General features: G+C 72.4%; 10 protein-coding genes. 8 read left to right on the top strand and 2 right to left on the bottom strand.

All coding sequences use genetic code 11. The features are described from left to right. From ACFY3J_RS17060 to ACFY3J_RS17050, 3 genes are all read left to right on the top strand, one after another. On the top strand, nucleotides 1-909 hold the full coding sequence (locus ACFY3J_RS17060; protein WP_384184323.1) for an ADP-ribosylglycohydrolase family protein: 909 nt from the start codon (nucleotides 1-3) through the stop codon (nucleotides 907-909). 430 nt (nucleotides 910-1,339) lie between these two features. After that, on the top strand, nucleotides 1,340-2,041 hold the full coding sequence (locus ACFY3J_RS17055) for a ribonuclease HII (RefSeq protein WP_141357638.1): 702 nt from the start codon (nucleotides 1,340-1,342) through the stop codon (nucleotides 2,039-2,041). Nucleotides 2,042-2,109: 68 nt separating this feature from the next. Then, the gene (locus ACFY3J_RS17050; RefSeq protein ID WP_384184320.1) at nucleotides 2,110-2,739 is read left to right on the top strand and encodes a hypothetical protein; all 630 of its coding nucleotides are present in this window, start codon (nucleotides 2,110-2,112) and stop codon (nucleotides 2,737-2,739) included. A 228-nt stretch (nucleotides 2,740-2,967) separates the two neighbouring features. Here the strand turns inward: ACFY3J_RS17050 and ACFY3J_RS17045 are convergent, their stop codons facing one another. Continuing rightward, nucleotides 2,968-3,582: a hypothetical protein gene (locus tag ACFY3J_RS17045; RefSeq protein ID WP_390841123.1), complete on the bottom strand. Its 615-nt coding sequence runs from the start codon at nucleotides 3,580-3,582 to the stop codon at nucleotides 2,968-2,970. A gap of 261 nt (nucleotides 3,583-3,843) precedes the next feature. Next, entirely contained in the window at nucleotides 3,844-6,009 is a 2,166-nt protein-coding gene (locus ACFY3J_RS17040; RefSeq protein WP_390841122.1) for a RecQ family ATP-dependent DNA helicase, read from the bottom strand. A 157-nt stretch (nucleotides 6,010-6,166) separates the two neighbouring features. Here ACFY3J_RS17040 and ACFY3J_RS17035 point away from each other — a divergent pair, with 157 nt between their 5' ends. The 5 genes from ACFY3J_RS17035 to ACFY3J_RS17015 all read left to right on the top strand — a co-directional run bounded on the left by ACFY3J_RS17035 (nucleotide 6,167) and on the right by ACFY3J_RS17015 (nucleotide 14,697). Then, nucleotides 6,167-7,702 carry a DUF4192 domain-containing protein gene (locus ACFY3J_RS17035; protein WP_390841121.1) on the top strand — a complete coding sequence of 512 codons (1,536 nt, stop codon included), beginning with the start codon at nucleotides 6,167-6,169 and terminating at the stop codon, nucleotides 7,700-7,702. 108 nt (nucleotides 7,703-7,810) lie between these two features. Continuing rightward, nucleotides 7,811-8,569 carry an NUDIX domain-containing protein gene (locus ACFY3J_RS17030; RefSeq protein ID WP_384184311.1) on the top strand — a complete coding sequence of 253 codons (759 nt, stop codon included), beginning with the start codon at nucleotides 7,811-7,813 and terminating at the stop codon, nucleotides 8,567-8,569. A 172-nt stretch (nucleotides 8,570-8,741) separates the two neighbouring features. Then, a complete protein-coding gene (locus ACFY3J_RS17025; RefSeq protein WP_390841120.1) occupies nucleotides 8,742-11,666 on the top strand; it encodes an ATP-binding cassette domain-containing protein in 2,925 nt (974 codons plus the stop codon). 162 nt (nucleotides 11,667-11,828) lie between these two features. Next, nucleotides 11,829-12,716 (top strand): FadR/GntR family transcriptional regulator, encoded by an 888-nt coding sequence (locus ACFY3J_RS17020; protein ID WP_384184305.1) that lies wholly within the window; start codon nucleotides 11,829-11,831, stop codon nucleotides 12,714-12,716. Between the two features lie 439 nt (nucleotides 12,717-13,155). Continuing rightward, nucleotides 13,156-14,697, top strand: a complete 1,542-nt coding sequence (locus tag ACFY3J_RS17015) for an RNA polymerase sigma factor (RefSeq protein WP_384184303.1) — start codon at nucleotides 13,156-13,158, stop codon at nucleotides 14,695-14,697. Nucleotides 14,698-14,762: the final 65 nt, after the last annotated feature.

Genomic DNA, 14,762 nt, shown 5'->3' with positions numbered 1-14,762 from the left:
ATGACCCCTGACTCCTCTCCGGGCGTGCGCCTGGAGCGTGCCCTGGCCAGCATGCGCGGGCTCGCGGTGGGGGACGCGCTGGGCTCGCAGTTCTTCGCCCCGGTGAACTACCCGCTGCTCAGGCGCCGCGAGCTGCCGTCCGGCCCGTGGCAGTGGACGGACGACACCGAGATGGCCTGCTCCGTCGTCACCGTCCTGGCCGCCCATCACCGTGTCGACCAGGACGCCCTGGCCGAGTCCTTCGCCCGGCGCCACGCACCGGAGCGCGGGTACGGCGCGGGGACGGCCGGTCTGCTGCGGCGGATCAGTGAGGGCGGCGACTGGCGCACGCTGGCGCCCGCGCTGTTCAAGGGGCACGGGTCGTGGGGGAGCGGTGCCGCGATGCGCACGGCGCCCCTGGGCGCCTGGTACGCGGACGACCCGGAGCAGGCCACCCACCAGGCCGAGATCTCCGCCTACCCCACCCACCAGCACCGTGAGGCCGTCGTGGGCGCCATGGCCGTGGCCGCGGCCGCCGCGCTGGCCGCCGCACCCGGCGGACCGCCGAGCGCGGAGGCACTGCTCGGCGGTGTCATCGACCTCGTACCGGCCAGGAGCGCCGTCGGCGCCGGTCTGCGGCGTGCCCGCGACATGCTCGACTTCGGCGACGTGGCAACCGTCGCCGCGGTCCTCGGCAGCGGACGGCGCACGACGGCGCACGACACGGTGCCCTTCGCGCTGTGGTCCGCCGCCAGGTGTCTGGCCGACTTCGAGGACGCGTTCTGGACGACCGCCCGGGCCGGCGGCGACGTGGACACCACCTGCGCCATCGTGGGCGGCGTGCTCGCCTCGGGGAAGGCCGGGGCCCCGCCCGCCGAGTGGGTGCGGCGCACGGAGGCGCTGCCCGGCTGGGTCCCGATGTCCGCGTGACCTCCGGTTCGCGGTCGTTGCCGACGCAGGGGGCGAGCGCCCGGGGCGTCCCCGCTTCGTGTTTCGCACGTCGATTCACGAATGCGATCCGACGCGGACGAAGTGCTTCCAGGAGCGATCTCCGAAGGGGCGATCGAGTCGACGATCAGGTCTCTTCTGGGCGTCGTAACCCTTGGGGCTCGGCCGGGTGGAGCGGGGCCCGACGCTGCGAACAGCCTCGTGTGCGCAGTCGTCCAGGTGGCGATGGCCCCGCCACGCCGGGATGTGCACGAGCGAACGAGCGGGCCGTGATCGCCAAGGGATGACCGGTCGGCCGATGGTTCCGCCACCGCCCCGACCGACCGCTGACCGTCCGGGTGCGGGACGTCGCGGTTCTCCAGGGAAACCGGGGTGTCGCAGCGGGATCCGCGCAGCGTAGGCTAAGGGCGCCATGCCGTACGAACCACCCACTCACACCGTCGAGCGCTCTCTCAGGGCCACGACCGGAGCGAAGGTCATTGCCGGTGTCGACGAGGTGGGGCGCGGCGCTTGGGCCGGCCCCGTCACCGTCTGCGCGGCCGTCACCGGACTGCGCCGGCCGCCCGTCGGGCTCACCGACTCGAAACTGCTGACCGTCAAGCGACGCACCGAGCTCGCGGCGGAACTGCAGACGTGGGTGACCGCGTACGCCCTCGGGAACTCCTCTCCGGAGGAGATCGACAGCCTGGGGATGACGGCGGCGCTGCGGCTCGCGGCCGTGCGCGCCCTGGAGGCGCTGCCCATCCCCCCGGACGCGGTCATCCTCGACGGGAAGCACGACTACCTCGGCGCCCCCTGGAGGGTCCGTACGGTCATCAAGGGGGACCAGTCGTGCGTGGCCGTCGCGGCGGCTTCGGTGATCGCCAAGGTTCACCGCGACAAAATGATGGCCGAACTGGGTATCGAGCATGCAGACTTCGGCTTTGCGGCCAATGCCGGATATCCGTCGCCCGTGCACAAGGCCGCGCTGGAGGAGCGGGGACCCACCCCGTACCACCGGCTGTCGTGGGCGTATCTTGATGCGCTGCCCAGGTGGCGGCACCTCAAGAAGGTCCGCGTCTGGGCAGACGGAGGCGTTCCGGAGGTCGAAGGCCAGCTCGGCTTCGACTTCTGATCGTTCCGCTCGGCCCGAAGTGCCACCCGCCCACGCGAGCCGCACCAACGTTTGATAAATATCAGCCCATGCCTCTCATTCCCGAGGAGCCTCAGATTCACGAGAGTGCCCAGGGTCCCCGCGTCACGCCGTCCGCCGGCCGTACCGCGCCGACCCCCCGCCCCGTTCCCGGCCCCCGTCCCGCGGCTCCGCCGCGCCCCGGTCGTCCAGGTCCCGCACGGCCCGCGCCGCCGACGCAGCGCGTGTCGCGGGAGTCGGCCCCGGCCAAGCCCGAGCCGTCGCGGGCGACCGTCCCCGCCGCCTCGGCGACCCCTCAGATCCAACTCGTTCCGGCTTCCGCGGACGGCGCGCTCGACGCCGCCGAGGAAGCGGTCGACCTGCTCCTGGAGTCGGGCCGTGCCCCCGGCGACGTACTGGTGATCACCACCGGTGAGTCGCATCCGTGGGCCGTCCACGAACTGTCCTTCGGTGAGGCGTCCTACTGGGCGCAGCACGACGCGCGCGACGACGTGTTCTACACGGACGCCGCCGTGGCCTCGCGTGCCGCGTCCCGCCCCGTGGTCGTGGTCGCGGTCAACGGCGGTCCTGAGGCCGCTGGAGCCAAGGCCCTGTCTTTGGCGCACACCAAGGCCGGGGCGCTGATGGTCGTCTGCGGCGACCCACAGCAGATCAACTCGGTGCTGGGCGCGGCTGTCTGAGCCGCGTCCGGCCCGTCCGGCGGTCCTGAGCTCATGCGGCCTTGAGGCCGTCCGGCGGTCCTGCGCTCGTCCGGGGGTCCTGCGCTCGTCCGGGGGTCCTGAGCCCGTCCGGGGGCCGAGAGAAGGTGACGTCGTGCCCGCCGCGCCGTAACACCGGCGGCGGGACCTTCGTCGTGCGCGCTCCGGTTGACCGTCCGGCATGAGCGGACGACGGGGGCGTGCCGTCCGTCAGCGGGCCGCCGCGCGGCGCAGCACCTCGGAGGCCGCGCCGCCGGTGCGCGGCAGCGGGGACGGAGCCTCGGCGGTGCCGAAGGGCTCGGGTGCCGAGTACGCGTGCGGCCGCCGGCCCCCGCGGCCCTCGCCGAGGACCTGCCAGCCGTCCCGGGTCAGCGTGATGTACGCCCCGCAGCGCAGCCCGTGCAGCGTGCAGGCGTCACGCAGTCCCCACATCCACGCCCCGTCCTCCTCGGTCCAACGCGCGTCCCCGTCACGGCAGTAGAGCAGTACGGCGGTGCGCACCGGGGTACGGCGCCGCAGGTCGTGCGGGATGACCTGGCGCAGTTGGGCCAGCAGCGCGTTGCGGAACATCCAGCCGTCGGCGGGCGCCGACCGGCGGGCGAAGGAGGCGCTCGCCCGCAGCCGCTCGTCCAGGTCGAGGACCGCGACCACGGCGGTGGCGGGCCTGGGGTGGTGCCGGGCGTGCAGTCCGCTGACGACCTCCCGCGGATTGCGCAGCAGAGGGATGCCTGAGGCCGCCCACTCCGCGGGTTCGAGCACACGGTGGACGGAGGTGGCGGACGTCGACAACGATGCCGCCGAGGACGGAGCGAATCCGAAGGTCACGTTCCTCCCTTCGGCTACGCGCCCACACTGCGGGCGGGATCGGATTCGGGGGAGCGCACACCGCAGGAGAGCCCTACCGGCCAACGGCTGAGCCGTGCGGGGAGCGGACTTCAATTCTTCCTGTCGAACTGGGATGCGGCAACGAGCAATTGAGGGCACCGGCCGTTATCGGGCGACCCGCGGCTTATATCCCTACCCGGCGCTCGCCCCGCGACTCCTGGGACCGCCCGCGTCGTGCACCTGGGCCGCAGACGTGTCCCATCAGCCCTGCACCGCCAGGACCAGTGGCATCACCGCCTGCGTGCCGGCCCTTCTGAGCAGGCGGGCGGCGACCGCGAGGGTCCAGCCGGTCTCGGTGAAGTCGTCCACGAGCAGCACCGGGCCGGGATTGGCGGCCAGGGCGGAAACCAGGTCGGGGGGTACGGTCAGCGCCCCGTCCAGGGCCTTCAGACGCTGGGCGCTGTTGCTCCTCGGTACCCGCTGTGCGTCCGGCGTGTACTCCACGCCGCCCAGCAGCGGCAGGCGGCCGACCTCCGAGATGTGCGTGCCCAGGGAGTGGATCAGCCGGGGCCGGGTGCGAGAGGGCATGGTGACGACGCCGACCGGGCGCGGTCCCGCGTCCGCCGCGCCCGGGGCCCAGCCACCGGGGCCTTTCGCCCAGTCGGCCAGTACGCCCACCACCGCATGCGCCACGTCCTCCGGCAGGGGAGCGTCGGGTGTCCGGGACGCGAGCATCGGCCGCAGCCGGTTGCCCCAGCCGATGTCCGAGAGACGTCCCAAAGCCCGCCCCTCAGCGGCCTGTTCACCGGCCGGGATACGCCCCCTGAGATCGACGCCGACCGCCGGCAGGCCAGTTGGCCACATACGTCGGGGCTGTACCTCCACACCGGCCCGGCCGAGGTCCACGCGCGCGGCGTCCAGCGCCGCGGTGGAGGTGTCCGCGGTGAAACGGGCACCCGCGCAGTTGTCGCAGCGACCGCAGGGCCTGGCGCTGTCGTCGTCGAGCCGGCGTTGCAGGAACTCCATCCGGCAGCCCGTCGCCGCCGCGTACTCGCGCATCGCCTGCTGCTCGGCCTCCCGCTGCCGCGCGACCCACTCGTACCGCTGCGCGTCGTACGTCCACGGCCGGCCGGTCGCGATCCAGCCGCCCTTGACCCGCTTGACCGCTCCGTCCACGTCGAGCACCTTGAGCATCGCCTCCAGCCGGGAACGGCGCAGCTCGACCAGGGGCTCCAGGGCGGGCAGCGACAGGGGCCCCTCAGCGCGGGCGAGCACGTCGAGGGTGCGGCGCACCAGATCCTCGGAGGGGAAGGCGAGTGACGCGAAGTACTCCCAGATCGCCTCGTCCTCCTTCCCTGGAAGCAGGAGCACCTCGGCGTGCTCCACGCCACGGCCCGCGCGGCCCACCTGCTGGTAGTAGGCGATGGGGGAGGACGGCGACCCCAGGTGCACGACGAAGCCGAGGTCGGGCTTGTCGAAGCCCATGCCCAGCGCCGACGTGGCGACCAGGGCCTTGACCTTGTTCGCGAGCAGGTCTTCCTCGGCCTGCTGCCGGTCGGCGTTCTCCGTCTTGCCGGTGTAGGACGCGACCGTGTGGCCGCGCTGCCGCAGGAAGGTGGTGACCTCCTCGGCCGCGGCGACCGTGAGCGTGTAGACGATTCCGGAACCCGGCAGTTCGCCGAGGTGGTCGGCGAGCCAGGCCATCCGGTGCGCGGCGTCCGGCAGCCGCAGCACGTTCAGGCTGAGGCTCTCCCGGTCCAGCGGACCACGCAGCACCAGGGTGTCGAAGGCGTCTCCCGTCCCCAGCTGTTCCGCGACGTCCGCGGTCACGCGCGCGTTGGCGGTGGCGGTGGTGGCGAGGACGGGGACACCGGGCGGGAGCTCGGTGAGCATGGTGCGCAGCCGCCGGTAGTCCGGGCGGAAGTCGTGGCCCCAGTCGGAGATGCAGTGCGCCTCGTCCACCACGAGCAGTCCCGTCGCCGCGGCGAGCTTGGGCAGGACCTGGTCGCGGAAGTCCGGGTTGTTGAGTCGCTCGGGGCTGACCAGCAGGACGTCGACCGCCCCTTCGGCGATCTCGCCCTGAACGGTGTCCCACTCCTCGGTGTTCGCCGAGTTGATCGTCCGGGCGTGGATGCCGGCGCGGGCCGCGGCCTCGACCTGGTTGCGCATGAGGGCGAGCAGCGGGGAGACGATCACGGTGGGGCCGCTTCCGCGCGCCCGGAGCAGGGAGGTGGCCACGAAATAGACCGCGGACTTGCCCCAGCCGGTGCGCTGCACCACCAGGGCCCGGCGCCGGTCGGCGACCAGGGCCTCGATCGCCTTCCACTGGTCCTCACGCAGTCGGGCCGTGCCCGTGTCGTCGCCGACCAGACGGGCGAGGACCGCGTCGGCCGCCTTCCTGAGGTCCGCGTTGTTCGTGTGCTCCATGCGTCCCATACAACAGGACGGCACTGACAACCGGGAAAGACCTGAGACGGGCCGGCAGTCGGGCCCGAGACGGAACGCGGGCCGTGGCTGACGTGTCCTCGTCCAGAGTTGTCCACAGGCCCAAGCGGACTTTTGCGATCCGCGAGATCGTCGGCACATGACGAATCACAGCGAAACGACGGGATCCTTCGAAAACGGTGACATCGCGTACGACGGATCCGCCCCCGAACACCAGGTCACCCTCCGCACTCCGGCCGAGCTCGCCGACGCCCTGCCGTATCTCCTCGGGTACCGCCCCGAGGACAGCATCGTCCTGGTCGCGCTTAACGGCCGGGGCGGGCGCGGCCGGTTCGGTGGCCGTGCCCGGCTCGGCATTCCCGCCAGCAGGGACGACTGGCCGTTCGCCGCCCGTCAGCTGGCCCACGGCCTGATCACGGGCAGCGAGCGCAGGGGTGCCAAGCCCGAGCAGATGGTGGCCTTCCTCTGCCAGGAGCCGGCGACGGACGAGTCGGGCCGGGACGTCGTGCGGCGGCTGGAGCCGCTGGCCCAGAAACTGCGTACGGAATGCGGCCACCTCGACGTCCCCGTGATCGAGGCGCTGTGCATCTCCGACGGGCGCTTCTGGTCGTACTGCTGCCCGACCGACGGCTGCTGCCCCGACGACGGACTGCCCATGGGACTGCCCGGAACCTCCGTGCTGGCCGCCGCGGCGGCGTACGCGGGCATCCAGGTCAGAGGCAGCCTGAAGGAGCTGCGGGCCAGGCTGCTCCCCTGGGATACCGCCGCGGCCCTGGAACAGGAGATCGCCCTGGACGCCGCCGGACTGTCCCTGGTGCCCAGGATCCTCGACGAGGTCGAGCGCGCGTCGGTGGCCGAGGAGACTCTGAAGCTCGCCGAGCGCGTCATGACCCGGTTCGCCGAGACGCCCTTCGTGCCCGGTGACGCCCGTGCGGACCTCCGCGACGACCAGCTGCTCGACCACGAGGAAGCGGCAGCACTGGTCCTGGGCCTCCAGGACCGTACGACACGGGACCGCGCCGCCGAGTGGATGGAGGGAGACGAGGCCGGTCCGGCGCTGCGGCTGTGGCGGGCGCTCGCCCGTCGTTGCGTCGGCCCGTACGGAGAGCACGCCGCGGCGCCCCTGACCCTCGCCGGCTGGGTGGCCTGGTCGGCCGGGGACCAGCTGGAGGCCCGGGAGGCCCTGGCCATGGCGCTGGGCGCGGACCCCGACTACCTCTTCGCCCGCCTCCTGCACCAGGCCTGCAACGAGGGGCTCGACCCCGAGTCGGTCCGGCGCTGCCTGCGCGCCGAGCGACAAGGACGCGCACGGTCGAAGACCGCGGACGCCGGTACGGGAGCGGCAGCGGTCGGGGCCGAGACGCCGCAGGACGGACCGGCCGCAGGGGACGACGAGGTCGCCACGGTGCCGCGCGAGGCGATCGGAACCGACGGAGGCGCTACCCCAACGGCGCCCGAACCGGCGTCCCGCCCTTGCCGCCGGACGCGCGTGGACGGCCCCGTCCCGGCCGGGTCGCGCCCCGCGACCTCGCGGCCCGACGGCCCATGCGCGGGTCCTTCCAGGGCGCCGGGTCGTCCGCGTACGCGCACCTCGGGACAGGGTGGTCCGCGTCGCCGAGGCGCCGACAAGTCGGGTGCCGACCGGGGGAGCGGCGCCGCCGAGAAGCGCCCGTGAACGAACGCCCGCGGGGCCCGCGGGAGAACGGAGGGCCGAAGCGGATCAGCCATCGATGCGACCGGCGAATGGAGTGTTTATCGTCAGGCAGACGACTATGATCGCGGCATGCCCTACGACCCGTCAGCCTTTCCGCCTTTCGCCGTCACCGTGGACCTGGTCGTGCTGACCGTGCGCCGTCATTCCCTGTGCGCGTTGGCGGTGCGCAGGGGTGAGCCGCCGTTCCAGGGCCGGTGGGCGCTTCCCGGAGGCTTCGTGCGGGCCGACGAGGATCTGGCGCAGGCGGCGGCACGGGAGCTGGCGGAGGAGACCGGACTGTGCGTGCACGACCCGTTCGCCCCGGTCCAGGACAACGGCGCGCACCTGGAGCAGCTCGCGACCTACGGCGACCCCAAGCGTGACCCGCGGATGAGGGTCGTCAGCGTCGCTCACCTCGCCCTGGCTCCCGACCTGCCCGCGCCTCGGGCGGGCGGCGACGCCGAGCACGCCCGTTGGGCGCCCGTGGAGGAACTGCTGCAACAGGGCGGCTACGGCCGTGACGGAGAGCCGGTGGCGCCGCTGGCCTTCGATCACGCCCAGATCCTCGCGGACGGAGTGGAACGGGCACGCTCGAAGATCGAGTACTCCTCGCTGGCGACCGCGTTCTGTCCGCCCGAGTTCACCGTCGGTGAACTGCGCCGTGTGTACGAGGGGGTGTGGGGCGTGGCCCTCGACCCGCGCAACTTCCACCGCAAGGTGACGGGCACCCCGGGCTTCCTCGTGCCGACCGGAGGGACGACCACCCGCCAGGGCGGCCGGCCGGCCCAGCTCTTCCGGGCCGGGGGAGCCACCCTGCTCAACCCGCCGATGCTGCGCCCGGAGGTCTGACCCTCGTCCGCCCGTCGCCGTCGTGAGTCGGCGCGTTCGCCAAGTCGGATGCCGGGCCCACCGAACCGGTCCTGTCGCCCCATCGGAGAAGGGAGCCGAGTAACGCCAACGGTTGGCGAATGCGAGCCGTGATACCCGAAAAAACCGGACATGACGCGCTATCTTGCTGCGGGTGATCCAGGCCTTCGGACTGACCAGCGATTCCCGTAAGGACCTTCCGCCCTCCGTCGACGACGTTTCCTTCGAAGCGCACGCGGGCCGTGTCACCGCGCTCCTCGGAACGGCGGGCTCGGGCAAGACGACGACGCTCAGACTCATGCTCGAGCTCCAACAGGGCTGCGGTATCACCTACTTCAGGGGTCGTCCCCTGCACCGCGTCGCCCATCCCTCGCGCGAGGTCGGCGTTCTCCTGGGCGGCGTCCCAGGGCACCCCGCGCGCACGGTCCGTGGCCATCTGCGCATGCTCTGTGCCGCGGCGGGTCTTCCGGCACGGCGCGCCGACCAAGTCCTGGAAGCCGTTGGCCTCGTCAGCTTCCGGGAGGAGCGCCTGGGCACGCTGTCCCGGGGGGTGGACCGTCGACTGGGCCTGGCCTGCATCCTGCTGGCCGATCCGCACACGCTGGTGCTCGACACCCCCGCCGACGGACTGCCGACGCGGGAATGCCGTTGGCTGCACGGTGTGCTGCGGGCCCATGCGAACCAGGGCGGTACGGTCCTGTTCACCACGGCCGACCCCAAGGAGGCGGCCCGCGCCGCCGACCGCGTCGTCACGCTCGAACGCGGCAGGCTCGTCGCGGATCAGGAGGCCGCGGACTTCGCCCGCCACCGGTTGCGTCCCCGAGTCACCGTGCGCAGCCCGCACGCCTCCCGCCTCGGAGCCCTCCTGGCCAAGGAGGCCCGTACCGCCCGCCGCTCCGTCGAGGTCGTACGCGACAGCGGCAACCGTCTGTTCGTCTACGGCAGTACGTGTGCCGATGTTGGCGAGGCCGCGTTCCGTCACGGCATCCTCATCCACCAACTCGCCGACGAGGTCGGTGACATGGGCGCCGGTGCGGGTTCAACGCCTTCGGCGGCGGCAATGGCCGAAGAACCCCGGGCCGAGGCCACGGTGACGGCGACCCCAGACGGGCAGCAGCCGTCCGCTGTCGTACCGGCCGCCGGGAAGAGGCAGCCGGCCGCGGCCGCGCTCGCAGCGAGCGCCGCAGGCGTCCCGTGCTCCGAGGGGGCCCGGCTCGCGGGGGGTGAACAGGGCACGTACGCCCCTTCGGCCGGAGGGGACGGCTCCGTCCGCCCGAGCTTGGAGGAACCGTCCGTCACCACGTGCCCAGGGGAGCCGTCCGTCGCCACGCGCGAGACGCCGTCGGTCAGCCCCCGTGCCGACAATGCGTCAGGCACCGCGCACGGTTTCGGCGCGCCCCCGGAGCCGCGGGTGAAGGTGGCTGCCCCCGCGGCTCCCACGGGAAGCCGAGTCCCGGCGGCCGGTCCCGGCGAAGGGGCGCCCGGCACTCGTCCCGACGACCCGGATCTCACAACCGGCTCCGATGGCCCGGACATCACCACTCACCTCGACGACTCGGTCGCCCTCACCGGTGCCGGTGCCGGTGTTTCGTGGCCCACCTCCCACCCTGGCGGTGTGGCCCACACCAATGGTTCCCAGCCGCCGGGACCGGCCGCCGGCCCCGAGGCCAGGACCCCTCCCACCGCTTCCCTGACCCTCGACTCCACTGCCGGCTTCGAACCCCGCGACTCGACCAGCGGCTCCGAAGCCCTAGGCCCCACCACCACCCCCGAACTCCCCGACTCGACCGCCGAATCCGAGGACAGGGCCGCTACTGCCACCGCGACCGCCACCGGCGCCGCCCGCATCACCTCGCCCTCCCGGGAGCCGTTCGCGCCTCCGGAAGCTCCGGACGGAGCCGCCATGGCACCCACGCGCCCCGACCAACCCCCCGCCGAGCAGCGGGCGGCCACGCATCCCGCGACTGGGCACCCCGCGACTGGGCACCCCGCGTCTGCCCACCCCGTGTCCACCCACCCCGTGTCCACCCACCCCGTGTCCACCCACCCCGTGCCCACCCACCCCGCGTCCGACCATCCTGCGTCCGGGCAGCCGGCGAACGGGCACCCCGCGTCCGACCATCCCGCGTCCGGGGAGCCCACGTCCGGGCACCCCACGAACAGCCACCCCGCGCCCGCCCACCCCGCGCCCGCCCACCCCGCGCCCGCCCACCCCGCACCCCCGCAGCCCTCGATCCCGACTCCGCGTCCCGCCGAGGTCGTCGCACTCGAGGCCTCGTCCGCTCTTCCACCCCCGATCTCCGTCCGCCCCGGGCCCAGCCCCCTGCGTCCCCTGCGGTACGAACTGCGCCGGGCCGTCGGTGTCCGTACCGGCTTCCTCGTCGGTGCCGCCGTCCTCGTCTGCTCCGCCGTCACGGCCCTGGTCATGGGGCGGATGGGCCACGCCCCCCAGCCCCGGCTGCTGGCGGCATGGCCGTGGCAACTGCCCCTGCCGCCGGCGGCGCTCGGCGCCGGGCTGCTCGGCGCGCTCGCCTTCGGCGACGAGTTCCGCCACCCCGCGCTGGCGGCGGACCGGGGCACCGTCCCGCGCCGGCTCGGACTGCTCACCGCGAAGCTGATCGTGGCCACCGCGACCGCGCTGCTGCTCGCCTTCCTCACGGTCGGCTGCAACGTCGAAGTGCTCTATGCCGTGTACGGGCAGGAACTCACCCAGGTCCCCGGCGACTGGCTCTCGTTGAGCGTGAGTTGGATCGGCCTCGTGGTGGGATGCGCCTGGGCCGGCGTGCTGGCCGGGGGAGTGTTCCGGTCCACCACGGGAGGGCTCGCGGCCGTGCTCTCCGTACCGGTGCTTGTCGTACCCCTGGTGCGGTGGGCGATGGGAGGGAAGGCGTGGAACGCCACCGGTCTGCCCGCCCGGCTGCGCCACATTTTCCTGCTCCAGTGGCCCTTCGGCGGTGACCGCTACCTGGCCGCCGCGGCGCGGATGATCGCCCAACCCGTGGGCGGCGCTCTGGCGTTGACGCTCGTCGCGCTGCTGTGCGCCTACCTGCTGACAGCCCTGCGGAGCCGGACCCGATGACAGGGGTTCGCTCCCTTTCGGTCGGGCTCTGCACGCAACTTCCCAGGGAGAGCCCATTTCTTTCCGATAAGGCGTCAATTGAGGCGAAGTGAGCGATCACCCTTTCGTGTGCTTTTCACCAAAGACCTCAAGGGAGTTGGAGACGACGCCGACAAAGGATCCGTGAGTACCCTTGCGCACACCATGATGACCGCCGCCCGCTCCACAGACTCAGGTCTCGTCGGCCCGGGCGAACTCGACCGTTACCCCTATACCGAGGCGACCGCCCCCGACCGCGTCGCGAGCCCCGCCTGGGAGGGCGCCGACCCGGAACTGGGGCGCGTGGGCCGGCGTACCGCGGGCAGCCGCGGCCGCGGACTGCACGGCCAACTCGTCCAGCAGCTGGGTCAGATGATCGTCTCCGGGGACCTGGGCGCCGACCGTCCACTGGTGCCCGAGGAGATCGGCCAGCGCTTCGAGGTCTCCCGCACCGTCGTCCGCGAGTCGCTCCGCGTCCTGGAGGCCAAGGGCCTGGTCAGCGCCCGCCCGAACGTCGGCACGCGGGTGCGCCCGGTCAGCGACTGGAATCTCCTCGACCCGGACATCATCGAGTGGCGGGCCTTCGGGCCGCAGCGCGACGACCAGCGCCGCGAGCTCAGCGAACTGCGCTGGACGATCGAGCCGCTCGCCGCGCGTCTCGCCGCCGGGCGCGCGCGCGAGGACGTCCAGCAGCGCCTGTCCGACATGGTCGAGATCATGGGGCACGCCCTGGGGCAGGGCGACGCGCTCACCTTCTCCCGCGCGGATGCCGAGTTCCACTCGCTCCTGATCCAGATCGCGGGCAATCGGATGCTGGAGCACCTCTCCGGGATCGTCTCGGCCGCCCTCCAGGTGTCCGGCAGCCCCGTCACGGGCTGCGACCGGCCGAACGAGGCCTCCCTGGCGCAGCACGCCCGGATCGCCGATGCGGTCGCGGGCGGCGACGGCACCGCGGCGGAGAGCGCCATGCGCCAACTGCTCACGGTGCACCCGGAGGTCGAGCGGGTGGTCCCCGCGCCGCGCGAGCACTGAACCGCTCGGGCGTCGGTCCCTGCGTGGGCGGCACGGCTGGGGCCCTGCCGTCCTCCGGCGGGGGCCGGTGAGAGGCGGTTCGCCGGCCGACCGCGGGCGCGGATCCCTCCGCGAGCCGGCGGGAGCCACAAGCGACCGGAGCGAGCCGCCGGTGGGGTCGTACACGTGGCGACCACCCCACTCCATCTGCCCACGTCTGGCCGTTTTTACGCACTTACGGGGTGTGACTGGGGCCACGCGGATTGGGCGTAACACTCCTGGGTACAACGCGATGACCTAAGAGGTGACAGCCGCGGAGGGAATACGGACGCCGTACACGGCGCTGTGGAACTTCCCGGCCCCCGCCCGCGCCGTCGGCCCAATCCCCAGGCCGGTGGTCGGCTCCTGTCCACGATGGACGGGGCCGGAAGCCGTTTTCCAACGTTCCGAGAGGTTGTTCGTGTCGGCCAGCACATCCCGTACGCTCCCGCCGGAGATCGCCGAGTCCGTCTCTGTCATGGCGCTCATTGAGCGGGGAAAGGCTGAGGGGCAGATCGCCGGCGACGATGTGCGTCGGGCCTTCGAAGCTGACCAGATTCCGGCCACTCAGTGGAAGAACGTACTGCGCAGCCTCAACCAGATCCTCGAGGAAGAGGGTGTGACGCTGATGGTCAGTGCCGCGGAGCCCAACAAGCGCACCCGAAAGAGCGTCGCAGCGAAGAGTCCGGCCAAGCGCACCGCCACCAAGACGGTCGCGGCGAAGACGGTGACCACCAGGAAGGCCACCGCCGCCGCCGCTCCGGCGGCGCCCGCCGCCAACGCGTCCGTCGATGAAGAGGCCCCCGCGAAGAAGGCCGCTGCCAAGAAGACGACCGCCGCCAAGAAGACGGTGGCCAAGAAGACGACGGCCGCCAAGAAGACGGCTGTCAAGAAGACCACCGCCGCCAAGAAGGACGACGCCGAGCTTCTCGAGGACGAGGTGCTCGAGGAGGCCAAGGGCGCGGAGGAGCCCGAGGGCGCCGAGAGCGCCGGCTTCGTGCTCTCCGACGAGGACGAGGACGACGCGCCCGCCCAGCAGGTCGCCGCGGCCGGCGCCACCGCCGACCCGGTGAAGGACTACCTCAAGCAGATCGGCAAGGTCCCCCTGCTCAACGCCGAGCAGGAGGTGGAGCTGGCCAAGCGCATCGAGGCGGGTCTCTTCGCCGAGGACAAGCTGGCGAACTCCGACAAGCTCGCCCCCAAACTCAAGCGCGAGCTGGAGATCATCGCCGAGGACGGCCGCCGCGCCAAGAACCACCTCCTGGAGGCCAACCTCCGCCTGGTGGTCTCCCTGGCCAAGCGCTACACCGGCCGCGGCATGCTCTTCCTGGACCTCATCCAGGAGGGCAACCTCGGTCTGATCCGCGCGGTGGAGAAGTTCGACTACACCAAGGGCTACAAGTTCTCCACGTACGCCACCTGGTGGATCCGTCAGGCGATCACCCGCGCCATGGCCGACCAGGCCCGCACCATCCGTATCCCGGTGCACATGGTCGAGGTCATCAACAAGCTCGCGCGCGTGCAGCGCCAGATGCTCCAGGACCTGGGCCGCGAGCCCACCCCGGAGGAGCTGGCCAAGGAGCTCGACATGACCCCGGAGAAGGTCATCGAGGTCCAGAAGTACGGCCGCGAGCCCATCTCGCTGCACACCCCGCTGGGCGAGGACGGCGACAGCGAGTTCGGTGACCTCATCGAGGACTCCGAGGCGGTCGTCCCGGCCGACGCGGTCAGCTTCACGCTCCTCCAGGAGCAGCTGCACTCGGTCCTCGACACCCTGTCCGAGCGTGAGGCGGGCGTCGTCTCCATGCGTTTCGGTCTCACCGACGGTCAGCCGAAGACCCTCGACGAGATCGGCAAGGTCTACGGCGTCACGCGTGAGCGGATCCGTCAGATCGAGTCCAAGACCATGTCGAAGCTGCGCCACCCGTCGCGTTCGCAGGTGCTGCGCGACTACCTCGACTAGTCCTGGCGTATGACACCGAGGGCCCGGTCCCCCCGAGGGGACCGGGCCCTCGTGCTGCGCGTCGC

The organism is Streptomyces sp. NPDC001231 (genome assembly GCF_042896885.1).
In the GTDB taxonomy this organism is placed as follows: domain Bacteria; phylum Actinomycetota; class Actinomycetes; order Streptomycetales; family Streptomycetaceae; genus Streptomyces.
The sequence above is the reverse complement of the archived record's forward strand: the minus strand, read 5'-3'. Positions and strand labels throughout refer to the sequence as shown.

Bases quoted from the DNA above. Each gene is read 5' to 3' on its own strand.
- ACFY3J_RS17060 (WP_384184323.1), top strand. From the start codon at position 1: ATGACCCCTGACTCCTCTCCGGGCGTGCGCCTGGAGCGTGCCCTGGCC.
- ACFY3J_RS17055 (WP_141357638.1), top strand. From the start codon at position 1,340: ATGCCGTACGAACCACCCACTCACACCGTCGAGCGCTCTCTCAGGGCC.
- ACFY3J_RS17050 (WP_384184320.1), top strand. From the start codon at position 2,110: ATGCCTCTCATTCCCGAGGAGCCTCAGATTCACGAGAGTGCCCAGGGT.
- ACFY3J_RS17040 (WP_390841122.1), bottom strand. From the start codon at position 6,009: ATGGAGCACACGAACAACGCGGACCTCAGGAAGGCGGCCGACGCGGTC.
- ACFY3J_RS17035 (WP_390841121.1), top strand. From the start codon at position 6,167: ATGACGAATCACAGCGAAACGACGGGATCCTTCGAAAACGGTGACATC.
- ACFY3J_RS17030 (WP_384184311.1), top strand. From the start codon at position 7,811: ATGCCCTACGACCCGTCAGCCTTTCCGCCTTTCGCCGTCACCGTGGAC.